General features: G+C 67.5%; 22 protein-coding genes. 16 read left to right on the forward strand and 6 right to left on the reverse strand.

Features of this window, described 5'->3' with window-relative positions; translation table 11 throughout:
- The first annotated feature begins 10 nt into the window (after positions 1-10).
- From nirD to KF892_06260, 5 genes are all read left to right on the forward strand, one after another.
- Positions 11-436: a nitrite reductase small subunit NirD gene (gene nirD / locus KF892_06240; protein MBX3624593.1), complete on the forward strand. Its 426-nt coding sequence runs from the start codon at positions 11-13 to the stop codon at positions 434-436.
- A 16-nt stretch (positions 437-452) separates the two neighbouring features.
- Entirely contained in the window at positions 453-3218 is a 2766-nt protein-coding gene (locus KF892_06245; GenBank protein MBX3624594.1) for a molybdopterin-dependent oxidoreductase, read from the forward strand.
- Between the two features lie 67 nt (positions 3219-3285).
- The gene (gene ybiB / locus KF892_06250) at positions 3286-4239 is read left to right on the forward strand and encodes a DNA-binding protein YbiB (protein ID MBX3624595.1); all 954 of its coding nucleotides are present in this window, start codon (positions 3286-3288) and stop codon (positions 4237-4239) included.
- On the forward strand, positions 4236-5015 hold the full coding sequence (gene cobA / locus KF892_06255) for a uroporphyrinogen-III C-methyltransferase (protein MBX3624596.1): 780 nt from the start codon (positions 4236-4238) through the stop codon (positions 5013-5015). Before ybiB ends, cobA begins: the two co-directional genes overlap by 4 nt.
- Before the next feature lie 52 nt (positions 5016-5067).
- Positions 5068-6201: a sterol desaturase family protein gene (locus KF892_06260; GenBank protein MBX3624597.1), complete on the forward strand. Its 1134-nt coding sequence runs from the start codon at positions 5068-5070 to the stop codon at positions 6199-6201.
- 6 nt (positions 6202-6207) lie between these two features.
- On the opposite strand, the gene KF892_06265 is transcribed toward KF892_06260, so the two are convergent.
- Positions 6208-7332, reverse strand: coding sequence for an MFS transporter (locus KF892_06265; protein MBX3624598.1), 1125 nt, complete (start codon positions 7330-7332; stop codon positions 6208-6210).
- Between the two features lie 75 nt (positions 7333-7407).
- Between KF892_06265 and KF892_06270 the strand changes: the two genes are divergently transcribed.
- The 8 genes from KF892_06270 (at position 7408) to KF892_06305 (ending at position 14400) form a co-directional block, all read left to right on the forward strand.
- Complete coding sequence (locus KF892_06270) at positions 7408-8625, forward strand: NAD(P)/FAD-dependent oxidoreductase (GenBank protein ID MBX3624599.1); 1218 nt, start codon at positions 7408-7410, stop codon at positions 8623-8625.
- 148 nt (positions 8626-8773) lie between these two features.
- Positions 8774-8986 (forward strand): 30S ribosomal protein S21, encoded by a 213-nt coding sequence (gene rpsU / locus KF892_06275; GenBank protein MBX3624600.1) that lies wholly within the window; start codon positions 8774-8776, stop codon positions 8984-8986.
- A 69-nt stretch (positions 8987-9055) separates the two neighbouring features.
- A complete protein-coding gene (locus KF892_06280) occupies positions 9056-9502 on the forward strand; it encodes a GatB/YqeY domain-containing protein (protein ID MBX3624601.1) in 447 nt (148 codons plus the stop codon).
- Positions 9503-9512: 10 nt separating this feature from the next.
- On the forward strand, positions 9513-9857 hold the full coding sequence (locus KF892_06285; GenBank protein MBX3624602.1) for a TIGR01244 family phosphatase: 345 nt from the start codon (positions 9513-9515) through the stop codon (positions 9855-9857).
- A 16-nt stretch (positions 9858-9873) separates the two neighbouring features.
- The gene (locus KF892_06290; GenBank protein ID MBX3624603.1) at positions 9874-11253 is read left to right on the forward strand and encodes a cache domain-containing protein; all 1380 of its coding nucleotides are present in this window, start codon (positions 9874-9876) and stop codon (positions 11251-11253) included.
- On the forward strand, positions 11250-11882 hold the full coding sequence (locus tag KF892_06295) for a response regulator transcription factor (GenBank protein ID MBX3624604.1): 633 nt from the start codon (positions 11250-11252) through the stop codon (positions 11880-11882). Before KF892_06290 ends, KF892_06295 begins: the two co-directional genes overlap by 4 nt.
- A gap of 119 nt (positions 11883-12001) precedes the next feature.
- Positions 12002-12622 carry a TRAP transporter small permease subunit gene (locus KF892_06300; GenBank protein MBX3624605.1) on the forward strand — a complete coding sequence of 207 codons (621 nt, stop codon included), beginning with the start codon at positions 12002-12004 and terminating at the stop codon, positions 12620-12622.
- The gene (locus KF892_06305) at positions 12619-14400 is read left to right on the forward strand and encodes a TRAP transporter large permease subunit (protein MBX3624606.1); all 1782 of its coding nucleotides are present in this window, start codon (positions 12619-12621) and stop codon (positions 14398-14400) included. Before KF892_06300 ends, KF892_06305 begins: the two co-directional genes overlap by 4 nt.
- 44 nt (positions 14401-14444) lie before the next feature.
- On the opposite strand, the gene KF892_06310 is transcribed toward KF892_06305, so the two are convergent.
- The 3 genes from KF892_06310 to pmbA form a co-directional block, all read right to left on the reverse strand.
- Positions 14445-15707, reverse strand: coding sequence for a putative Na+/H+ antiporter (locus KF892_06310; GenBank protein ID MBX3624607.1), 1263 nt, complete (start codon positions 15705-15707; stop codon positions 14445-14447).
- 85 nt (positions 15708-15792) lie between these two features.
- A complete protein-coding gene (gene dctP / locus KF892_06315; GenBank protein ID MBX3624608.1) occupies positions 15793-16875 on the reverse strand; it encodes a TRAP transporter substrate-binding protein DctP in 1083 nt (360 codons plus the stop codon).
- 130 nt (positions 16876-17005) lie between these two features.
- Positions 17006-18394: a metalloprotease PmbA gene (pmbA, locus tag KF892_06320; GenBank protein MBX3624609.1), complete on the reverse strand. Its 1389-nt coding sequence runs from the start codon at positions 18392-18394 to the stop codon at positions 17006-17008.
- Between the two features lie 115 nt (positions 18395-18509).
- On the opposite strand from pmbA, the gene KF892_06325 reads away from it, so the two are divergent.
- The 3 genes from KF892_06325 to KF892_06335 are packed head-to-tail and all read left to right on the forward strand — an operon-like array spanning position 18510 to position 22347.
- Positions 18510-19055, forward strand: coding sequence for a DUF615 domain-containing protein (locus KF892_06325; protein MBX3624610.1), 546 nt, complete (start codon positions 18510-18512; stop codon positions 19053-19055).
- Positions 19048-19653 carry a molybdopterin adenylyltransferase gene (gene mog / locus KF892_06330; protein MBX3624611.1) on the forward strand — a complete coding sequence of 202 codons (606 nt, stop codon included), beginning with the start codon at positions 19048-19050 and terminating at the stop codon, positions 19651-19653. The genes KF892_06325 and mog overlap by 8 nt, the downstream gene beginning before the upstream one ends.
- A 57-nt stretch (positions 19654-19710) precedes the next feature.
- Positions 19711-22347 carry an EAL domain-containing protein gene (locus KF892_06335; GenBank protein ID MBX3624612.1) on the forward strand — a complete coding sequence of 879 codons (2637 nt, stop codon included), beginning with the start codon at positions 19711-19713 and terminating at the stop codon, positions 22345-22347.
- On the opposite strand, the gene cysE is transcribed toward KF892_06335, so the two are convergent.
- Both cysE and KF892_06345 read right to left on the reverse strand, forming a co-directional pair.
- Positions 22340-23107 carry a serine O-acetyltransferase gene (gene cysE / locus KF892_06340; GenBank protein ID MBX3624613.1) on the reverse strand — a complete coding sequence of 256 codons (768 nt, stop codon included), beginning with the start codon at positions 23105-23107 and terminating at the stop codon, positions 22340-22342. The genes KF892_06335 and cysE overlap by 8 nt on opposite strands.
- A gap of 48 nt (positions 23108-23155) precedes the next feature.
- Positions 23156-23875: an RNA methyltransferase gene (locus tag KF892_06345; protein MBX3624614.1), complete on the reverse strand. Its 720-nt coding sequence runs from the start codon at positions 23873-23875 to the stop codon at positions 23156-23158.
- Positions 23876-23937 lie beyond the last annotated feature (62 nt).

The following is a 23937-nucleotide window of genomic DNA, read 5'->3' on the forward strand; positions in this document are numbered from 1 at the left end:
CCACATTCCCATGCCCAACTGGACCCTCATCTGCCGCGTCGACGACATCAGCCCGCTGGGCTCGCGACGCGTGACGCGCCCAAAGGGCGCCCCCGTCGCCGTGTTTCGCGCCCAGGGCGACCAGATCTTCGCCATCCTCGACCGATGCCCGCACAAAGGCGGCCCGCTCAGCCAGGGCATCGTCTTCGGCACCAGCGTCGCCTGCCCGCTGCACAACATGAACATCGGCCTCGACGACGGCCGCGTCAAGGAGCCCGACGAAGGCTGCGTGCCGAAGTTCGCGGTGAAGGTGGACGCCGGCACGATCTACCTCGACGCCGACGAGCTGGCATCGGTCGGCACCGATCTCGCCTTGCCCGTGGCCGGCCCTTGCGCCACGCGCGGCGCGGTCGGTGGCGGCCAGATCATCGAGGTGCAGACGCCGCACACGGCCTGAGCGAGGACCGGCCCCGATGCTCGAAACGCGCACAACCTGCCCTTACTGCGGCGTGGGCTGCGGCGTCATCGTCGAAAGCGACGGGGCGCAGATCACTGGCGTGCGTGGTGACCCGGAACACCCGGCCAACTTCGGCCGGCTCTGCACGAAAGGGTCGACACTGCATCACACGGCCACCCGGCCCATCACGCTGCAGGCCCGGCTGCTTCACCCGGCGCAGCGGCTCTCGCGGCAAAGCGCGCCGCAGCGGGTGAGCTGGGATGCAGCGCTCGCGCTCGCCGTCGATCGTTTCGCCCAGACGATCCGCGAGCATGGGCCCGATGCCGTGGGCTTCTACATCTCGGGCCAGCTGCTGACCGAGGACTACTACGTCTTCAACAAGTTGGCCAAGGGCCTCATCGGCAGCAACAACATCGACACCAACTCGCGCCTGTGCATGAGCAGCGCGGTCGCCGGCTACAAGGCCACGCTGGGCGCCGACGCGCCGCCGGCCTGCTACGACGATGTGAATCACGCGAGCACGCTCTTCATCACCGGCTCCAACACCGCGTTCGCCCACCCCATCCTCTTCCGCCGCATCGAAGACGCGAAGCGTGCCAACCCGGCCATGAAGGTGATCGTGGCCGACCCGCGCCGTACCGAGACGGCCGAGTTCGCCGACCTGTACCTGCCCATCCTGCCGGGCACCGACGTCGCCCTGTACCACGGCATGCTGCACGTGATGCTGTGGGAGGGCTTGACCGACACCGCCTACATCAACGCCCACACCCACGGCTTCGAGGCCCTGCGCAACCGCGTGCGCGACTACACACCCAAAGAGGTCGCGAAGCTTTGCGGCATCACCGAAGACGCGCTCCTGCAGGCGGCGCGCTGGTTCGCCGACTCGAAGGGCCGCACGCTCTCGCTCTACTGCCAGGGCCTGAACCAGAGCAGCCGCGGCACCGACAAGAACGCCGCGCTCATCAACCTGCATCTCGCCACGGGCCAGATCGGCAAGCCGGGCGCCGGCCCCTTCTCGCTGACCGGCCAGCCCAATGCGATGGGCGGGCGCGAAGTGGGTGGCCTTGCGAACCTGCTGAGCGCGCACCGCGACATGGGCAACGCCGAGCACCGTGCCGAGGTGGCGCGGCTCTGGGGCGTGGACGACGTGCCGGCCAAGCCCGGCAAGACGGCGGTCGAAATGTTCGAGGCCGCGGCGGACGGAGAGATCAAGGCACTGTGGATCGCCTGCACGAACCCCGCGCAATCGATGCCCGACCAGGCCACCGTGCACCGCGCGCTGGAGCGCGCCGAGTTCGTGGTCGTGCAGGAAGCCTTCTCGACCACCGCCACCTGCCGATATGCCGACCTGCTGCTGCCGGCCACCACCTGGGGCGAGAAGGACGGCACGGTGACCAACAGCGAGCGCCGCATCAGCCGCGTGCGCCCCGCCGTGCCCAAGCCCGGCGAGACCCGGCACGACTGGGATATCGCAGTCGATTTCGCTCGCCGCCTGGAGCGGGAGCTGCGCCCTGGACAGCCGACGGTCTTCCCCTACGACACGCCAGAGTCGGTGTGGGTCGAGCACCGCGAGAGCACGCGCGGCCGCGACCTCGACATCACCGGTCTCAGCTACGCACGGCTCGAACAATCGCCAGCGCAGTGGCCTTTCAGGGAAGGCGCGGCGCAAGGCCAGGAGAGGCTGTACGAAGACGGCGTCTTCCCGACCGCCGACGGCCGCGCGAAGTTTGCCGACGTGGGCTACGAGCCCGTGGCCGAGCCGCGCGATGCACGCTTTCCTTTCTCTCTCAACACCGGCCGCCTGCGCGACCAATGGCACGGCATGAGCCGCACCGGCACCATCGGCCGCCTGTTCGGCCACGTGCCGGAGCCCGTGGTCGAGATGAACGCACAGGATCTCGTCCGCTTGCGGGTCAGCGAAGGCGATCTCGTGCACGTGACCTCGCGCCGCGGCAGCGTTGTGATGCCGGTGCGCGCGAGCGATCAGGTGGCCGGCACACAAGCCTTCATCGCCATGCACTGGGGCGAGGAGTTTGTCTCCGGCAGCAGCAGCACCGGCTCGCGCCTCCACGGCGTCAATGCGCTCACCACGCCCGCGTTCTGCCCGAAGTCCAAGCAGCCCGAGTTCAAGCACGCCGCAGTGAAGGTGCTCAAGGCCGAGCTGCCCTGGCGACTGCTCGGCATGGCCTGGCTGGCCGACGACAAGGTCATCGCTGCGCGCGAGCAGCTCAAGTCGCTGATGGGCGCATTCGCCTATGCGAGCTGCGTTCCGTTTGGGCGCGATCGCGGCGGCCTGCTTTTCCGCGCCGCGGCATACGAAGCACCGCCCGATGAGCTCGTGATCCAGCTCGAGGGCATGCTGGGGCTGGGCGGCGCCGAGGTGCTGCACTACGCCGACAAGCGCCGTGGCCAGCGCCGGACCATGCGGCTTGCCCAGGCGGGCGACCAGACGCGTCTCGAAGGCTTCGTGCTCGCCGGCGACACCAGCGCCGAAAGCTGGGTGAAGCCGCTTCTACAGGATGAGCTGCCCGCACAGGCCTATGGTCGGCTGCTGCTGGTGCCCGGTGCACGTGCGCCGGTGGCCGTGCAGGCACGTGGGCGCCAGGTCTGCACCTGCTTCAACGTGGCCGAGCCCGAGATCGTGGGCACGCTGCGAGGCTGCCAGGGCTCGCCGGACCAACAGCTCGCGCAGCTGCAGGACTCGCTCAAATGCGGCACGAATTGCGGCTCCTGCATCCCTGAATTGAAGCGTCTCGTGCGCGCGCAGCTCAGCGCCGCCTGAAAATCCGCAATCCCCAGGCCCAAAGTGGCCCGGGTCTTGCGAACGCAGTTCCAGGGACGACAAGCACATGAGCATCAGCCACTACATCAAGGAGATCGGGCGCGGCAAGGAAGGCGCTCGGTCGCTCAAGCACGAGCAGGCACACGACCTGATGAGCCAGGTGCTCGACGGGAAGGTGACCGACCTCGAACTCGGCGCCTTCGCCCTCGCCATGCGCATCAAGGGCGAGACCATCGACGAGACCGCGGGCTTCCTGCAGGCCACCACCGAGCGCTGCCTGCCCATCGCGACCACCCGCCCGGCCGTGGTGCTGCCCTCGTACAACGGCGCGCGCAAGCTGCCCAACCTCACGCCGCTGCTGGCGCTGCTGCTGGCGCAGGAAGACATCCCGGTGCTCGTGCACGGCATGCCCGAAGACCCGGGCCGCGTGACCACCGCCGAGATCTTTCATGACCTGGGCCTGCCGATCGCGCGCGACGCCGGCGACGTGGCCGCCGCGTGGGCGCGGCACGAGCCGGTCTACATCCGCACCGATGTGTTGTGCCCGCCGCTGGCGCGCTTGCTCGATGCCCGCTGGACCATCGGCCTGCGCAACTCGGGCCACACCGTCGCCAAGCTGCTCGACCCGTGTGCAGCCGGCAGCGCAATGCGCGTCGTCAACTACACCCACCCGGAGTACGGGCAGATGTTGACCGGCTTCCTGCAGCACACCCTCGCCAACGCGATGCTGATGCGCGGCACCGAAGGCGAGCCGGTGGCCGACCCGCGCCGCCTGCCGAAGCTCGATGTGTTCATCGACGGCGTGGCCCGCACCGATCTTTCGGTGGCTGCGCATGATGGCGTGCTGCGCGAGCTGCCCGTGCTGCCGCGCACCTGCGACGCGGCCACCACGGCGATGTACATCCAGTCGGTGATCAGCGGCGAGAAGCCGGCACCGGCACCCCTCATGCAGCAGGTCGCCTGCCTGCAGGCTTCGCTCGAAGCCCTTGCCCACGCCCATCCCCAGGAGAAATCGGCATGACGCCCGCAGCAGTACACCGCCCGCAGGTCACCTTGGTCGGCGCCGGCCCCGGCGACCCGGAGCTGCTGACGGTCAAGGCCGTGCGGGCGATCCGCGCGGCGACGGTGCTGCTGGTCGACGACCTGGTGGGCGACGGCGTGCTGCGCTACGCCCGCCGCAGCACACGCATCGTGCGCGTGGGCAAGCGAGGCGGCTGCGCGAGCACGCCGCAGGCCTTCATCGAGAAGCTCATGGCAGCGGAGGCGCTCAAAGGCGAGCGTGTGGTGCGCCTCAAGGGCGGCGACCCGTTTGTCTTCGGCCGTGGCGGTGAGGAGGTCGAGCACCTGCGCGAGCTGGGCATCGAGGTGAACGTGGTCAACGGCATCACCTCGGGCCTGGCCGCCGTCACGTCGCTCAACGTACCGCTCACCCACCGTGACCACGCGCACGGCGTCATCTTCGTCACCGGCCACGCCAAGGAGCACGGCCGCTCGCCCGACTGGGCCACGCTGGCCGCCGCGGCGGCGCAGGGCCTCACGCTCGTCATCTACATGGGCGTCGCGCAGGCGGGCCACCTGCAGCAGGGGCTGCTCGAAGGCCTGGGCCACTCGACGCCGATTGCCGTGGTGCAGCACGCGAGCCTGCCGCACCAGCGCCACGCCGTCGGCACGCTCGGCGACCTGCCGGGCCTGATCGAGCGCGAAGGCCTGGGCAGCCCGGCCATCATCGTGGTCGGCGACGTGCTCCGGGGCCTGGCCGCCCTGCCCCTCGAAAGAGGGGCGACCCGGGCAGCCTGACCGCGCACGCCGACACGATAATCCCCGGCGTTTTGACGGACGGAGGGGACCGATGCTCGAACTCGACAAGCTCAACCAGCTCACCGAATCCCACGGCGAGCTGCGCCGTGGCAAGGGCATGGTGACCGGCGTGATCGCGCTGGTGCTGGCCATGCTGTGCTTCCTGGGCGTGCTCGCCTTCCACTTCCCTCAGTACCTGACCACGCCCGAGCTGCGCAAGAGCTACGACGTCAACGTCATCCGCACGATCATGCTGGTGGCCATCGGGATCTCGGGCGGGCTGTCGCTGTTCAACCTCATCCGCGGCCGCAACCGCTGGCTGGCGCTGTGGACCTTCGGCCTGGTGGCGCTCACCCTGCTGCTCGGCGGCCACAAGGTCGAGGTCGATCCCAACTTCCCCGACCACACACCGTACATCGGCCTCGACTGGTTCATCCTCGACCTGCTCGGCTCCACGCTGATCTTCATCTTCATCGAGAAGATGTGGGCGCTGCGCAAGGATCAGCCCGTCTTCCGCGCCGAGTGGCAGACCGACATGCACCACTTCATCGTGAACCACATGGTGGTGGGCTTCATCCTGCTGGCCACCAACCTGCTGGTGCACAAGCTCTTCGGCTGGGCGGCGCACGACGGCATCCGCGGCTGGGTGGCGGGGCTCAACTTCTGGGTGGCGCTCTTCCTCATCATCCTGGTGGCCGACCTCGTGCAGTACTGGACGCACCGCGCCTACCACGAGGTGCCGCTGCTGTGGCGCCTGCATGCGGTGCACCACAGCGTCAAAAGCATGGACTGGCTGGCCGGCTCGCGCCAGCACATCCTCGAGCTGCTGATCACCCGCACGCTGGTGCTGGCGCCGATCTACGTGCTCGGCTTCAGCAAGCAGGTGATCGATGCGTACATCATCGTGGTGGGCTTCCAGGCGGTGTTCAACCACGCCAACGTGAGCGTGCGGCTCGGGCCGCTGCGCTATCTCATCGTCACGCCGAATTTCCACCACTGGCACCACTCGCAGGACGACGAGGCGATCGACAAGAACTACGCCGCGCACTTCGCATTCCTGGACTATCTCTTCGGCACCGCGGTGAAGTCAGACCGTGAGTGGCCCGCGCAGTACGGTGTGGTCGGCGACTACGTGCCCAACGGCTTCTGGAAGCAGGTCAAGTTTCCGTTTGTCTGGAAAGGCTGAGCCTCTTCACTTGACCGAGCCGAGCGCCTTGGGTGCCGCCATCCCGAGGATCGCGGCGAACACAGCAACCGAGGTCAGGCCGATCGTCAGCGACGAGTGCTCGGCGATCACGCCGATCAAGGGCGGCCCGGCCATCATCCCGAAGTAGCCGACCGACGCCACCACCGCGATGCCGTGCGCCGGGTTGGCATCGAGCTTCGCAGCCGAGCCGAAGAGCACCGGCACCACGTTCGCGAAGCCGAGCCCCACCAGCGCGAAGCCGACCAGCGTGGCGACCGGGTGGGCAATCAACAGCACGGCCGCCATCGACACCGCCGCCAGGGCAGCACTGGAGCTCATGAGCATGGCGGGCGACACACGGTCGCGCACCCAGTCACCGCCGAACCGGGCCGCCGCCATCGCGCCGCTGAAACTGGCATAGGCCAGCGCCGCGACGTCGGGCGCGCTTTGCAGCTCCTGCGTCATGTAGAGCACGCTCCAGTCGTACATCGCCCCCTCGGCGATCAGGCCCAGTGCGGCCAGCACGCCCAGCAGGCCCAGCACCCCGCGCGGCCAGGCCAGGCCGTGGCCCTGCTGCGACGAGCCTGACACGGTGGAGAGCATCGACAGGCCAGCCACCACGACCAGCACTCCGCTGGCGAGTGAGGTCAACACCAGGTGCGCGTCGGGCGACACCCCGCGTGACAGCAGCACGCTTCCAAAGCCCGCCCCCACCATGCCGCCGAGGCTGAACATGCCGTGGAAGCCGCTCATCAGGCTGCGCTTGCGCAGCGTTTCGATCTCGCTGGCCGCCGTGTTGATCGACACATCGAAGAGGCTCATGCCCACGCCGAAGGCGATCAGCAGCGCCACCAGCACCCAGTAGCTCTGGCTCGCCAGCAGGCCCACGAGGCTCGCCGCACAGAGGACGCCGGCGGCGATGCCCACACGCCTCGCCCCCCCGAGGCCGACGATGCGGCCCGCTTGCGTCAACGTGGCCACCGCGCCGACACCCGAGGCCAGCATCGCCATCGCCAGGGCCTGCTCGCCGAGCCCGTAGTGCTGCTTGACCGTCGGCACGTGCACGCCCCAAGTGGCGAACAAGGCGCCTGCGATGAAGAATTGCGCCCGCACTGCGTGGGTCGCACGCATCAGGCTCTGTTGGGGGATCGGCGCGACAAGGCTCATGGGGCGGCGATTCTAGGAATCGCTCGGGATAATCGCGCGATGGGGAGATTCGATGCAGTCGTGATCGGTGGGGGTGCCGCGGGCTTGTTCTGTGCCGGCATGGCGGGCCAGAGGGGCGCCAAGGTCTTGCTGATCGACCACAGCGAGAAGGTGGCCGAGAAGATCCGCATCTCGGGCGGCGGGCGCTGCAACTTCACCAACCGCGACGCCGGGCCGGCGAATTTCCTCTCGGCCAACCCGCACTTCTGTCGCTCGGCACTCGCACGCTACACGCCGCAGGATTTCATCGCGCTGGTGCAGCGCCACCGCATCCCCTGGCACGAGAAGCACAAGGGGCAGCTCTTTTGCGACGAATCGTCGGAAGACATCATCGGCATGCTGCTGCGCGAATGCGAGCAAGGCCGCGTGACGCGCTGGCATGGGTGTGGGGTGCAGGCGGTGCGGGCGGCCGGCAGCGGGTTCGAGCTCGACACGGCGCAAGGCACCGTTCGCGCCGACAAGGTCGTCGTGGCCACCGGCGGCCTCTCGATCCCCAAGATCGGCGCCAGTGACTTCGGCTATCGGCTGGCGAAGCAGTTCGGCCACCGCCTCGTCGAGACCCGGCCGGCGCTGGTGCCACTCACTTTTGATGCGACAGCTTGGGCGCCTTTTTCAGCACTGTCGGGACTGTCGCTTCCGGTCGAGATCCGCACTTGGCCCGCCAAGGGCGGCATGGCCTTCCTCGAAGACCTGCTCTTTACCCACCGCGGGCTGAGCGGCCCGGCCGTGTTGCAGATTTCGAGCTATTGGCAACCCGGCACGCCGATTCGGCTCGACTTGGCGCCGCAGCACGACCTGGCCCACCACCTGACGCAGGCCAAGTCGGGCTCGAAGCGCAAGCTGCAGACAGAGCTGGCCGGATTGCTGCCCCAGCGCCTGGCCGAAGGCTGGCTGGCCCGCTACCCCGACATCGCCGACCGTCCCCTGGCCGACCTCAAAGACCGCGACCTGCAAACCCTCGCCCAGAGCCTGCAAGCCTGGGAACTCACCCCCTCCGGCACGGAGGGCTACCGCAAGGCCGAAGTCACTGCCGGCGGCGTCGACACCCGCGAACTCAGCTCGCAGACCCTCGAAAGCCGCCTGATGCCCGGTCTCTTCTTCATCGGCGAGGTGGTCGACGTGACCGGCTGGCTCGGCGGTTACAACTTCCAGTGGGCCTGGGCCAGCGCCGCCGCCTGCGCCCAAGCTTTGGCAGCGCCCTCTCCGAGCGGCCACTAACCTGTGCTTGCCAGCCAGGATTCCCTGGCTATAATCGCCGTCTTTGCTGGCAAAACCCGCGTGTCGATTCGCCCAGCACACCAGGCTGGATTCCGGAACCTCCTTCCTGGCACCCCGAGCGAACACCGAGCGCACAACTTCTGAATCCATGACTTCTATTCGCGTCAAAGAAAACGAACCGTTCGACGTGGCCCTGCGCCGCTTCAAGCGCACGATTGAAAAGCTGGGCCTGCTGACCGACCTGCGCGCCCGCGAGTTCTACGAAAAGCCCACCGCCGAGCGCAAGCGCAAGAAGGCGGCCGCGGTGAAGCGCCACTTCAAGCGCATCCGCAGCATGCAGCTGCCCAAGCGCCTGTACTGATCCCTCGCGGATCCTCGGCAAAGCCCGCACACTGCGGGCTTTGTTGTTTCTAGCCCGGAGAAACATGCCATGAGTCTCAAAGACCAGATCACCGAAGACATGAAGACCGCGATGAAGGCCAAGGAAGCCGATCGCCTGCTCACCATCCGCGGCCTGATGGCGGCGATGAAGCAGAAGGAAGTCGACGAACGCGTGACGCTCGACGATGCGGCCATCATCGGCATCGTCGACAAGCTCATCAAGCAGCGTAAGGATTCGATCAGCCAGTTCGCCGCCGCCGGCCGCACCGACTTGGTCGACAAGGAAACGGCCGAGCTGAAGGTGCTGGAGACCTACCTGCCGCAGCGCATGAGCGCCGATGAGATCACCGCTGAAGTGGCGAAGATCGTGGCGAGCCTCGGCGCCAGCGGACCGGGCGACATGGGCAAGGTGATGGGCGCCGTGAAGGCGCAACTCGCCGGCAAGGCCGACATGGGCCTCGTCTCCGCCGCCGTCAAACAAGCACTTGCCCGCTGAGGTATCCGCCATGACGACTCCCCATGTGATGCCCGTGGCGCCCGATGTGTGCGTCGCCCCGCAACTCGACCCGTCGGCCATGGCGTGGGCCGCGCAGAACGGCTTCAAGAGCGTGGTCAACAACCGCCCCGATTTCGAAGGCGGCCCCGACCAGCCGACCAATGCCGCCATCGAAGCCGCCGCCCGCGCGGCTGGCCTCGAATACGCCTTCCTGCCGGTGAACGGCGCCTACCAGTCGCCGGAAGAGATCGAGCGCTTCGCCGAGCTGCTGCGCACGATGCCGAGGCCCCTGCTCGCCTTCTGCCGCTCGGGCGCCCGCTCGGGCAGGCTCTACCAGGCCGCCGCCAGCCTCTGACCCCACGGCGCCCGCCATGCGCCTCAAGCTCAAGGTCTTCCTGCTGGCGGTGATCCCGCTGCTGGCCTCGGCCGCGCTCATCGCGTGGGCGGTGGGCCAGCAGGAGAAGAGCCTCTCCGAGCGCGAACGTGCACTCGTCGAGTCGGCGTACATGGCGAACAAGGAAGCGGAGCTTCGCCACTACGTCGACCTCGCGCAGAGCGTGATCGCCCCGCTGTACCAGTCCGGCCGCGACGACGCGGCCACGCGCGCCGAAGCCATGCGCCTGCTCGCCGCGCTCGACTACGGCGCCGACGGCTACTTCTTCCTCTACGACCTCGACGGGCGCAACCTCATGCACCCGCGCCAGCCCGAACTCATGGGCCGCAACCTGTGGGAGATGCGCGACGCGCAAGGCCAGCCCATCATCCAGCAGCTCATCGGGAAAGCGCGCGAAGGCGGTGGCTACGTGCAATACGTCTGGCAGAAGCCGTCATCGCAACAGATCACGCCCAAGCTCGGCTACGTGATCGCGCTGCCGCGCTGGAACTGGATGCTCGGCACCGGGCTGTACCTCGACGACATCCACGCCACACTCGCGCAGCTCGACCAGCAGGTCAGCGACAACGTGCGCACCACCATGTGGTGGATCGCCGGCATCGCACTCGCCGGCATTGCGGTGCTTGGCGCCTGCGGCCTCGCCTTCAACCTCAGCGAATCGCGCGAAGCCGACCACAAGCTGCGCCTGCTCGCGCGCCAGGTGGTGAAGTCGCAGGAAGACGAACGCGCCCACCTCTCACGCGAGCTGCACGACGGCACCAGCCAGACCCTCGTCTCGATCAAGCTCCTGCTCGAATCGGCGCAGGCCCAGCTCGACCGGGGCGAACGCAACGCCCCGCTGGCCAAGGCGCTGGCCCGCCTCAACGACGCCCTGCACGAGGTACGCAACATCTCGCACCGCCTGCGCCCGGCCGAGCTCGACGTGCTGGGCCTGCCCGCTGCGCTCGAACAGATGGGCCGCGAGTTCAGCGAGCACAGCGAGATGGCGTTCGACATGCGCGTAGGCGGTGCTGCATCGCCCCTGCCCGATGCGGTGAGCACCGTGCTCTTCCGCGTCACGCAAGAGGCCCTGACCAACATCGAGAAGCATGCCCAGGCCGGCGAAGTGCAGGTGCGCCTCATCTTCGGCACGACGGGCGTGCGCCTGCGCATCACCGATGACGGCATCGGCTTCGACGCACAAGCCGTGGCGCTCGACCCGCGCCGCGGCATCGGCTTGCGCAACATGCGCGAACGGGTCGAATCGATTGGTGGGCGCTTCCAGGTGCGCTCGCAACGGGGCCGCACCGAAGTCGTGGTCGATGTGCCGGCGGCCTCACTCCGGCGCCTTTCCCCCTCCGAGCGCCTGGCCGCATGAACACGACCCGCATCGCCATCGTCGACGACCACCCGCTGGTGCGAGACGGCTTGAAGCTGCGCCTGTCGGCCCAGCCCGCCCTCGCCCTGGTCGGCGAAGCGGGCGATGCCGCCGAGGCCTTCGACATGGTCGAGCGCCACGCCCCCGAACTCGTGCTGATGGACGTCGGCATGAAGGGCACCAACGGCATCGACCTCACCGCCCAGTTGCTGCGGCAGCACCCGCGCCTGCGCGTGCTGATGCTCAGCATGTACGACAACCCCGAATACGTGAACCGCGCCATGCAGGCCGGCGCCCGCGGCTACGTGCTGAAAGACGCCCCGTCGGACGAGATCCTCGACGCGATTGCCGCCATCAACGCCGGCCGCACGTATCTCAGCGCCGCCATCTCCGGGCGCATGTCGCGTTCGCAGGCCCCGCGGCCGGTGCTGTCGCCGCGCGAGAGCGAGATCCTGGCCGGCCTGGCCCGCGGCCACGCCAGCCGCCAGATCGCCGAAGCCCTGGGCCTGAGCGTGCGCACCGTCGAAACCCACCGCCAGAACATCAAGCGCAAGCTTGGGCTGGAGGGCCAGGCCGAACTCATCAAGTACGCGGTCGAGCACTGCCGTGACCACGCGCCGGGCACGTAAAACCACTTAGCGGAAAGACCCGTGGCGCACCAGGGCCGAATCGGTTCTGATCCAGCCTGCCGCCGGTGTGCCCACGAGGCGCCTGCGCATCCGATCTCTCAAAACCTCCGGAGACTCCCGTGTCCCCCCTACTGTCACTGTCCAGGTGGATCGACCGCTTCAGCGAGTTCATCGGCCGCTGGGTCGCATGGCTCGTGCTGGCCGCCGTGCTCATCAGCGCCGCCAACGCCATCGTGCGCAAGGCGTTCAACACCAGCTCCAATGCGTTTCTCGAAATCCAGTGGTACCTCTTCGCCGGGGTCTTCCTGCTGGCGGCGGGCTACACACTGCTGCGCCAGGAGCACGTGAAGATCGACGTGATCGTGGGCCGCTTCTCGAAGCGCGTGCAGATCTGGGTCGACATCGTCGGCCTGGCGTTCTTCCTGCTGCCTTTCGTCGTGGTCGTGTTCGCGATGGTGATGCCGCTGGTGCTGAGTGCCTATCACAGCGGCGAGGTGTCGCCCAACGCGGGCGGCCTGATCCGCTGGCCCGTCTATGCGCTCTTGCCACTGGGCCTCTTGCTGCTGGGCATCCAGGCGATCTCCGAGCTCATCAAGCGCGTGGCGTTCCTGAAGGGGCTGATCCCTGACCCCACGCTGAAGGCCGGGGCCAAGAGCGCCGAGGAAGAACTCGCCGAGTTCCTGCTGCAAAAGGAAGTGGCCGCCCGTGAGCAGGCCCTCGCCAAGGGAGGCGAAAAATGATCGAGTTCATCACCGCGAACATGGCCCCGATCATGTTCGCCAGCCTGATCGTCTTCCTGTTGATGGGCTATTCGGTGGCGTTTTCGCTCGCCGCCTGCGGACTCTTCTTCGGCTTCGTGGCCATCGAGCTGGGTGTCCCTGGCATGGCCTCGCTGATGCAGGCGTTGCCCTTGCGCATCTTCGGGATCATGCAGAACGACACGCTGCTGGCGATCCCGTTCTTCACCTTCATGGGGCTGGTGCTCGAACGATCGGGCATGGCCGAAGACCTGCTCGACACGGTGGGCCAGCTCTTCGGCCCCATCCGTGGCGGCCTGGCCATCGCGGTGATCCTCGTGGGCGCCATGCTCGCCGCCACCACCGGCGTGGTGGCGGCGTCGGTGATCTCGATGGGCCTCATCTCGCTGCCCATCATGCTGCGCTACGGCTATGACCGGCGCGTGGCCGGTGGCGTGATCGCCGCCTCGGGCACGCTCGCGCAGATCATCCCACCCTCGCTCGTGCTCATCGTGATGGCCGACCAGCTCGGCAAGAGCGTGGGTGACCTCTACAAGGGCGCCTTCATCCCCGGTTTCGTGCTCACGGGCCTGTACCTGCTCTACGTCATCGGCGTCGCGATCACGCGGCCGAAATGGGTGCCCGCCCTGCCGCCCGAGGCCCGCACCATCCGCGAGCCCGACGGCTCGCCGGGCCTGCGCTCGCTGCTCGTGCTGACGATCCTGTCGACCGGCTGCGCCATCGCGTTCGCCAAGACCCGCCCGGCCGGCACGCCAACCGACGAGATGATCGTCGTCTCGATGTGCGTGGGCGTCGGCGTGGCCTTCCTGCTCGCCGTCATCAACAAGGTCGCACGCCTGAAGCTCCTGTCGAACATGGCCGAGCGCGTCACCTTCGTGCTCATCCCGCCGCTCGGGCTGATCTTCCTCGTGCTCGGCACCATCTTCCTCGGCATCGCCACGCCGACCGAAGGCGGCGCGATGGGAGCGACCGGCGCGCTCATCATGGCGCTCGCTCGCAAGCGCATCGACATGAAGCTCCTGCGCCAGGCGATGGACTCGACCATGAAGCTCTCGTGCTTCGTGCTCTTCATCCTGGTGGGCTCCACCGTGTTCAGCCTGTCGTTCCAGGGCGTCGACGGGCCGAAGTGGGTCGAGCACCTGTTGACCAGCCTGCCGGGGGGCCAGCTCGGCTTCCTGATCGTGGTCAACATCCTGATCTTCGTGCTCGCGTTCTTCCTCGACTTCTTCGAGCTGTCGTTCATCGTGGTGCCGCTGCTCGCGCCCGTGGCCGACAAGCTGGGCATCGACCTGGTGTGGTTCGGCGTGCTGCTGGCGGTCAACATGCAGACCTCGTTCATGCACCCGCCGTTCGGCTTCGCGCTCTTCTACCTGCGCAGCGTGGCGCCGCACAACGACTACACCGACAAGGTCACCGGCCAGCCCGTGGCCAAGGTGACCACCGGGCAGATCTACTGGGGCGCGGTGCCCTTCGTGGTGATCCAGATCATCATGGTCGGCCTGATCATCGCGTTCCCGGGGCTCGTGTCGAGCGGCCTGACCAAGGAAGAGACCATCGACGCGGACAAGGCCTTCCAGGAACTGCGCATGCAGGAAGACAAGGAAGCCGGCCTCTCCGCCGAGCCGGCCGACCCCGGCGCGTCGGAAGCCCAGGCAGCCGACCCTGCCGCGTCGGAGCCTCAGGCAGACAGCAGCACCGAGTCCGACGACCCGATGAAGGCGCTCGAAGACGCCATCAAGGACGACGAGAAGAAGAAGTAGCCGTCGTCACCCCAGCGGAGCGCAGCGCTCCGCTGGCCCCGGCCTCACAACAGCTGGAACGCGGCAATCGCCACCAGCGTGGGGCCGGCCGCGGCGACGAAGAGCCACACCGCGCTGATGGCACCGTCGCGGAAGCTCGCGCGCAAGATGGAATAACCGGCCGGGTTCGGCGCGTTGGCAATCACGGTGAGGCCACCGCCGGTCACGGCGCCGGCCACCAGCGAGTACTTGAACTCGTCGCTCAAGCCGTCGACGAGCGAGCCCAGGTAGGTGAGCGCCGCGTTGTCGGTCACCGCCGTGAGGGCGGTGGCGGCGTAGTAGACCTGCTGCGCGCTCAGGCGCGTGAGCAGCTCCTGCAGCCACCACTGCTGCTGCCCGCCCAGCACCACAAGCCCTGCGAGGAAGAACGCCACCAGCAGCGCTTCGCGCAGGATGAGCGCATCGTGGTGCCGCGGGTAGGCCCGCGCGTAGCCGATGAAGAAGAGCAGCAGCCCCATGAAGACGGCTGGGTGGTGGGCGAACATCACCACGCCCAGCAGGAACAGGCCGCTCACGATCATCGCCGTCGGCGGCGGGCCGCTGCGATCGCGGATGCCCGCCGCTTCGGGCGTGGCGCGCAGCAGGTGGCGGGCGAAGATCAGCGTCACGACCGAGGCGTTGATCACCACTGCCAGCGCCGCCTTCCAGCCGAAGTGGCTCAGCATGAACGAGGAGTCCCAGCCCCACTTGGCCGCCACCATCAGCACCGGCGGCGCCGCAAACGAGGTGAGGGTGCCGCCGATCGACACGTTGACGAAGAGCACACCGAGCGTCGCGTACTTCACGCGCTCGGGCAGCTCGACGTTGAACACACGGTCGCGCAGGGTCAGCGCAGCGAGCGTCATGGCCGCCGGCTCGGTGAGCGCCGAGCCCATCAGCGGCAGCACCGACAGCGCGAGGAAATACACCGCCATCGACCGCGGCAGCGGCGTCACCCGCGCCAGCGCGTTCACCAGCACCTCGGCCAGCTTCAGGATGGGCTTGCTGCCGGCCACCACCATGATCGCGAAGACGAAGAGCGGCTCGGTGAAATTGCGGCTGTCGATGTAGGCGACGGCACCGTCACGCCCGAGCGCCACGAAGAGGAAGAGCGCCAACACCAGCGCCCAGAAGCCGAACACGACCTCCACTTCCGACAGCAGGTGGAACACGCCTTCGTGCCGCGGATAGCGGTGCGCCAGGTGGGCGAACACGCTGGTCGAGAAGGTGTGCACCAGCGCCACGGCAAAGAGCGCGGCGGCAACGAGTTGGACGGTGGTGGGCGTCATGGCAGCGGGTGGCGTGAACGTGTGGAAGGGGTGGCCCAAGAAAAAAGCCCCGCCGTGGCGGGGCTTGCACGAGTGTCGCGCGACCTCAGAGCTTGGCGCTCTGCATGTAGCTGTCGAAGCGGGCCTCGGTGAAGCGGAACCACAGGTTCGCTTCCTTGCGGTAGTTCGAGTAGTCGGTGTAGATCTTCTTCCAGCTCGGGTTCTTGGCGGAGATCTCGCTGTAAAGGTCCATCGAGGCCTTGTAGGCCGCGTCCATCACCGGCTTCGGGAAGGACACGAGCTTGGTCTTGTTGGCCACCAGCTGGCGCAGCGCGGCCGGGTTCTTCACGTCGTACTTGGCCTGCATTTCGGTGTGCGCAAACGCAGCAGCGGCTTCGATGATGGCCTTGTATTCGGCGGACAGGCCGTCATAGGCCTTCTGGTTGACCAGCAGGTCGAGCTGCGGGCCACCTTCCCACCAGCCGGGGTAGTGGTAGAACTGCGCGACCTTGTTGAAGCCGAGCTTCTGGTCGTCATACGGGCCTACCCATTCGGCTGCATCGATGGTGCCCTTCTCGAGCGCCTGGTAGATCTCGCCACCAGGGATGTTTTGCGGCACCGAGCCGAGGCGTTCGCAGACCTTGCCGGCGAAGCCGCCGACGCGGAACTTCAAGCCCTTCATGTCGGCGACGGTCTTGATCTCCTTGCGGAACCAGCCGCCCATCTGCGCCCCGGTGTTACCCATCGGGAAGCTGATCATGCTGTACTTCGCGTAGAACTCGCGCATCAGCTTCAAGCCGTTGCCTTCGTACATCCACGCGGTCATCTGGCGCGAGTTGAGGCCGAAGGGAATCGCGCAGCCGAGGGCGAAGGTCTCGTCCTTGCCGAAGTAGTAGTAGGGCGCGGTGTGGCCCATCTCGACGGTGCCGTTTTGCACGCCGTCGATCAGCGCGGGCGAAGGCATCAGCTCGCCAGCGGCATGCACCGAGATCTCGAACTTGCCGCCCGTCATCTCGCGCACCTTCTTCGCGAAGGTTTCAGCGGCACCGAAGATGGTGTCCAGCGACTTGGGGAAGCTCGAGGTCAGGCGCCAACGCAGGCTGGCCTGTGCATGAACGATGGCCGGGGCTGCACCCGCTGCCAACACGCCGGCCAATCCCGCGCCGTGAACGAACGAACGACGTTGCATGAAGAGTCTCCTAGTAGGCCCTCCCAGGGCCGATGGCGGCAAATTCTAGGAGCGGCCCCCAGGCCCCCGACCCGGATTTACCCGTGCGCAAAACCGCGTAGCAACACGACCGCGCCGCGTCAGCAACGCGTCAGGAACCGGCGACCTTCATGCGGTCGATGAGCACCGAACCGATGGTCTTGGTGCCCATCGTGTACGTGTCGGCGCCGACGGCCACGATGCCCTTCAGCATGTCGCGCAGGTTGCCCGCGATGGTGATCTCGTGCACCGGGTATGCGATGCGGCCCTTCTCCACCCAGAAGCCCGCGGCACCGCGCGAGTAGTCGCCGGTGACGTAGTTCACGCCCTGGCCCATCAGCTCGATCACGAAGAGGCCGCGGTCGAGCTTCTTCAGCATCGCATCGAGGTCGTCGCCGGCCTGTGTGAGGCGGCTGGTGAAGGTGAGGTTCTGCGAGCCACCGGCGTGGCCGGTGGTGCGCATGCCGAGCTTGCGCGCCGAGTAGCTGGAGAGGAAGTAGCCCTGCACCACGCCGGCCGTCACCACGTCGCGCACGCGGGTGACCACGCCTTCGTCGTCGAAGGGCGCACTGCCCTTCGCGCCGCGGATGTGCGGGTCTTCGTGGATGTCGATGTGGTCGGCCAGCACCTGCTGGCCCAGGCTGTCGAGCAGGAACGACGACTTGCGGTACAGCGCCCCGCCGCTCGTGGCCTGCACGTAGGCGCCGAGCAGGCCGGCGGCGAGCGTCGACTCGAAGAGCACCGGCACCTCGCAGGTCTTGATCTTGCGGCCGTTCAGGCGCGACAGCGCGCGCTCGGAGGCATAACGCCCCACGGCTTCGGGCGCAGCGAGCTCGGTGGGCGAGCGCATGGAGCTGTACCAGGCGTCGCGCTGCATGTCTTCGCCGTTCGGGCCCGGCACCGAGGCGATAGGCGCGACCGAGAGCGAATGCCGCGAGCTGGCGTAGCCGCCGCGGAAGCCGTGCGTGTTGCCAGCGAAGAAGTGCGACTGCTGGGCCGAGACGCCGGCCCCTTCGGAGTTGGTGATGCGCTTGTCGACGGCCAGCGCGGCGGCCTCGCAGCGCAGGGCGAGTTCAGCGGCGTGTTCGGCGTTGATGTCCCACGGATGGAAAAGGTCGAGGTCGAGCTTCGCGGCCTCGCCGAGCGCCAGGTCGGCTTCATCGGGCAGGCCGGCGGCCGGGTCTTCGGCGGTGAACTTGGCGATGTCGTAGGCGGCGCGCACCGTCTGCTCGAGCGCGGTGCGCGAGAAGTCGGAGGTGCTCGCGTTGCCCCGGCGCTGGCCCACGTAGACCGTGACACCCATGGACTTGTCGCGGTTACGCTCGACGTTCTCGATCTCGCCTTTGCGCACCGAGACCGACAGGCCCGCGCCTTCGGAGACCTCGACACCGGCGTTGCTCGCGCCGAGCGATTTGGCGATGGCCAGCGCATCGTCCACGAGCTGGCGGAAGTCGTCCTGCGAATACGAAAACCCGTGGTGTCTGGTCAGCGAGGAGCTCATGCGCAGCGGCGTTTGGTGACGGGATGCACGGTGACGTGCACAGCAAAGGGCCCACACGAGGCGCCCTGCAAAAAGGCCGCGGCTATCATACCCACGACCTATGGTTCAGCCCCACATGCGCTCCCCCTCTGCCGACGACGGACATGCCGATGACCACGGCGCTCCCGAGTTCGACCGTCCCAGCAAGACCCAGCTCAAGAAAGAGATGCACGAGCTGCAGGACCTCGGCGAGGCGCTCGTCGGCCTGCCCGATGACCGCGTCGTCGACCTGCCCATTTCCGAGTCGCTGCGCGATGCGGTGGCCGAGTACAAGCGCACCAAGTCCTTCGAGGGCAAGCGCCGCCAGATGCAGTACATCGGCAAGCTGATGCGCAAGAACGACGTGGAGCCCATCCGCGAAGCGGTGGCCGCCATGAAGCTCGGCCGCGCAAAGGATGCGCTGGCCCTGCACGAAGCAGAACGCTGGCGTGTGGAGCTGCTGGCCAGCGACGACGCCCTCACCCGCTGGATGGCCGAGCATGCCGGCACCGACCTGCAGCAGCTGCGCAGCCTCATCCGCGCCGCCCGCAAGGACGCCGCGGCCACGCCCGAGCAGCGCAACGGCCGTGCCTATCGCGAGCTGTTCCAGTTCATCAAGGAACATTCCCTCGGCCATGAGTGAGGCAGCCGCGTCGTTCGACAAGGTCCGCATCGGGCTGGTCTCGATCAGCGACCGTGCTTCCACCGGCGTCTATGAAGACAAGGGCATCCCCGCGCTCAAGGATTGGCTGACACGCGCACTGCGCAACCCGGTCGAATGGGAGACGCGGCTCATCCCCGACGAGCAGGCCACCATCAGCGCCACGCTGATCGAGCTGGTCGACAGCGCGAAGTGCGACCTCGTGCTCACCACCGGCGGCACCGGCCCCTCGCCGCGCGACGTGACGCCCGAAGCCACCCTCGCCGTGGCCCACAAAGAGATGCCAGGCTTCGGCGAGCAGATGCGCCAGATCAGCCTGCGCTTCGTGCCCACCGCCATCCTCTCGCGCCAGGTGGCGGTGATCCGCGGCCAGGCACTCATCGTCAACCTGCCTGGCCAGCCCAAGTCGATCGCCGAGACGCTGGAGGGACTGCCGCTTGCCACACCTCCAGTGCACGGCATCTTTGCCGCGGTGCCGTATTGCATCGACCTCATCGGCGGCCCCTACATCGAGACAGACGACGCCGTCTGCAAAGCCTTCAGACCCAAATCCGCGCAGCGGCCTCCGCCGCGCAGCTGAGGGAACCAGAGCCTGAACACAGGCCACCCCAGAGACGACAGACCAACAGGAGACAGCATGAGCGCACAGCCCGCCCGCGACAGCGGCGAACGGCACATGGTCGCCATGTATTCCGTGCTCAGCGCCACCAACGAGGCGCTGCTGTACGCCAAGACGCCCACCGAGCTGTTCCAGCGGGTGTGCGATGCCGCGGTCGACGGGCATCAGTTCCTCACCGCGGCCGTCACCACGCCGGACGCCGACACCGCCTGGCTGCGCGTCGAAGCCGCATCGGGCATCGCCGCCTCGCAGCTGCGCGAGTCGCGCATCTCGGTCGACGCCAACACCGCCGAAGGCCGCGGCCTGGTCGGCGAGGCCTACCGGGGCACCAAGCCCGCCATCAGCAACCAGTTCATGCAGGACCCGCGCACCGGGCCCTGGCACGCACAAGCCAGCCGGGCCGGCGTGGCGTCGGGCGCGGCCATCCCGATCGTGCGCGGCGGCAAGGCCTATGGCGTCATGCTCTTCTACGCGCGCGAGGTCGAGGCCTTCGGCGCCAGCATCGTGGCACTGCTCGAGCGCATGGCGCGCAACATCGTCTTCGCCCTCGACAACTTCGAGCGCGAAGCCGAGCGCCAGCATGCCGAGGCAGCCCTGCGCCGCAGCGAAGACAAGTTCCGCAACATCCTCGAAAGCCTGGACGACGCCTACTACGAGGTCGACCTGAAGGGCCGCCCGATCTACCTCAACGGCGCCTACGCCCGGATGCTGGGCTACGACCACCACCACGTGGCCGAGCGCGACTACCGCAGCCGCCAGACGCCTGAGATGACGCAGGTCGTGTTCAACGCCTTCAACGAGGTCTTCCGCACCGGCGTGTCGAAGAAGTCGCAGATGTGGGAATACCTGCACCGCGACGGCAGCGTGATCCAGGTCGAAGGCTCGGTGCTGCTGGTCAAAGACGAAGACGGCAAGCCAGTGGGCTTTCGCGGCATCCTGCGCGATGTGACCGAGCGCCGCCGCATGGACCAGGCGCTGCGCGAGAGCGAGGCGCGTTTCCGCGCCATGACCAACCTGTCGTCCGACTGGTACTGGGAGACCGACCCCGAGACCCGCTTCACCCGGCTCGAAAGCCGCGAGACCGGCCTGCGCCAGAGCCGCAACCCGCTCATCGGGCGCGCCATCTGGGAAAGCACCATGCAGGCGCACCTGCCCGGCGGGTGGGACGACTTCCGCGCGCTGCTGGCCGACCGCCAGTCCTTCCGCGACATCGTCATGCAGCGCATGGCCCCAAACAAGTCGCCCTACTACATCAGCATGAGTGGCGAGCCGATGTTCGACACCTCGGGCGCCTTCATCGGCTACCGCGGCATCTCGCGCGAGATCACCGAGCAGAAAGTGGCCGAAGAGCACATCCACCACATGGCGCGGCACGACAGCCTGACCGGCCTGCCCAACCGCCTGCTCTTCAGCAGCCTGCTCAACGCCGCCTTCAAGACCGCCGAGCGCTACAAGCGCACCTTCGCGGTCATGTTCATCGACCTCGACCGCTTCAAGTTCATCAACGACACGTTGGGCCACGAGGCCGGCGACACGCTGCTGAAGGAGATCACCGCCCGTTTCAAGCAGGCCCTGCGCGCGAGCGATGTGCTCGCACGCCTGGGCGGCGACGAGTTCGTGGTGCTCGTGCAGGAGGTGCCCGACCGCGAGCACGCGGCTGCGGTGGCGCGCAAGCTGCTCTCGGCGGCCATCAAGCCGATCGAACTCATGGGCCAGGAATGCCGCGTCACCGCGAGCATCGGCATCTCGCTCTTCCCCGGCGACGGCCAGGACGAGCAGGCGCTGATGAAAAACGCCGACAGCGCGATGTACCACGCCAAGGAAGAAGGCAAGAACAACTTCCAGTTCTATTCGAGCGAGATCAGCACTCAGACCCGCGAGCGCCTCACGCTCGAAGCCAACCTGCGCCGCGCGCTCGAGCGCCAGGAGTTCTCGCTCGCCTACCAGGCCAAGGTCGACCTGAAGAGCGGGCGCATCACCGGCGTGGAAGCCCTGCTGCGCTGGCACAACGAGGAGCTGGGCACGGTGTCGCCGGCCACCTTCATCCCCGTCGCCGAAGAGACCGGCCTCATCGTGCACATCGGCCGCTGGGTGATGAAGACCGCCTGCCTGCAAAACGTGGCCTGGCAGAAGCAGGGCCTGCCGCCGATCAACATGGCGGTGAACCTCTCGGTGCGCCAGTTCGCCGACGAGCACCTGCTCGACGACGTGACGGCCATCCTGCAGGAGACCGGCATGAACCCGGCCCTGCTCGAGCTCGAGATCACCGAGGGCATGATCGTCCACAACGTCGACCGCGCCATCAAGCTGCTCACCGCCATCAAGCAGCTCGGCGTGCGACTGGCCATCGACGACTTTGGCACCGGGTACTCATCACTCGGCCAGCTGAAGAACTTCCCGATCGACACGCTCAAGGTCGACCGCTCGTTCATCCGCGACCTCGCCACCGACTCCGAAGACAAGGCCATCACCAGCGCCATCATCGCGATGGGCAAGACGCTGTCGCTCACGGTGGTCGCCGAAGGCGTGGAGACGGCCGAGCAGCAGACCTTCCTGCGAGAGCAGGCCTGCGACGAGATGCAGGGCTACTACTTCAGCAAGCCGGTTGCGCCGGACGAGTTCGCGGCGCTGCTCGGCAAAGAGAAGGCTACTTGACGAGCTGACTGAGCCGGTCGGCGTCGAAGTCTTCCTTCGTCGCCGCATCGCTCGGCACGCAGTCGCCCTTCTGCATCGGCGCGATCTTCTCGATGGCCGCCCACAGCAGCGCGATCTGGTGCGCATTGCCGGCGGCGTTGTCGATCAGGCCCTTCATCGCCTGCGACATCGGGTCGTCGCTCTCGGTGATGCCGTAGGCCGAGAAGCCCATGCGGGCGGCGGCTTCCTCGCGCTTGGCGTCGACGTCTTTGTGGATGATGCGCGCCGGGTTGCCCACGGCTGTGGCACCGGGGGGCACCTCTTTCAGCACGACCGCGTTGGAGCCGACACGCGCACCATCGTGCACCGTGAAGCCACCCAGCACCTGTGAATTGGCCCCCACGATCACACCCTTGCCGAGCGTCGGGTGGCGCTTGGCACCGCGCGTGAGCGAGGTGCCGCCGAGCGTCACGCCCTGGTAGATGGTGCAGTCGTCGCCGATCTCGGCTGTCTCGCCCACCACCACGCCCATGCCGTGGTCGATGAAGACCCGCCGACCGACTTTCGCCGCGGGGTGGATTTCGATGCCGGTGAACCAGCGCGCCAGCTGGGAGATGAAACGCCCGCCCCACTTCCAGCCGCGCACCCAGCACGCATTCGCCCAGCGGTGCATCACCAGCGCATGCAGGCCGGGGTAACAGGTGAGCACGGTGAAGGCCGAATGCGCGGCCGGGTCGCGCTCCAGGATGCAGTGGACGTCTTCTCGAATGCGCTCGAACATGGCGAGGCAGTTTAGCGACGGACTTCCAAGCCTGCTCGGCTCGGGTTGTCAGGGCTTGCGGCCGCCCTGCATCGCGCGGGCGATGCCGCGCAGGATGTGGATCTCTTCCGCCGTCAGCTCGGCGCGGTTGAAAAGCTGGTTCAGGCGAGGCATCAGCTTCTTCGGCGCGGCCGGGTCGAGGAAGCCGACGTCGGTCAGCGCCTGTTTCCAGTGGTCGAGCAGGCCCTGCACATCGCTCGCGGTGGCTGGTGCCGCCGCCGGCGTGCGGGCTGCGACCTCGAAGCCACCGAGCGCCTGCCGCCAGTCGTAGGCGATGAGCTGCACCGCCTGCGCGAGGTTGAGCGAGCCGTAGTCGGGGTGCGTGGGGATGCTCAGGCAGGCATGGCAGCGGTACACGTCGTCGTTGCCCATGCCATAACGCTCGGAGCCGAAGACGAAGGCCACGCGGTGGTCGGTCTTGGCCAAGGTCGTGAAGAGTTCACGCGGTGCGTGGGTCGGCGGGCCGAAATCGCGCGGCGTCATGGCGGTGGCGCAGGCATAACTCACGCCGTCGAGCGCTTCGGTCAGCGTGCCCACCACGCGGGCGCGCACGAGGATGTCGGCCGCGCCGCTGGCCATCGCGACCGTCTCTTCCTGCACCAGCACGTCGGCAAACCGTGGTGCCACGAGCACCAGATCGCTGAAGCCCATCACCTTCATCGCCCGTGCCGCCGCACCCACATTGCCCGGATGGCTGGTGTTGATGAGGACGAAACGTGTGTCGTTCATGGGCTCGCGCTTAAAATTCGATTATCCGTGCCGCTCTCTTCGCGAGATCCGCGCACCCCGCT

The sequence above is a fragment of the Rhizobacter sp. genome (assembly GCA_019635355.1).
Lineage (GTDB): Bacteria > Pseudomonadota > Gammaproteobacteria > Burkholderiales > Burkholderiaceae_C > Rhizobacter.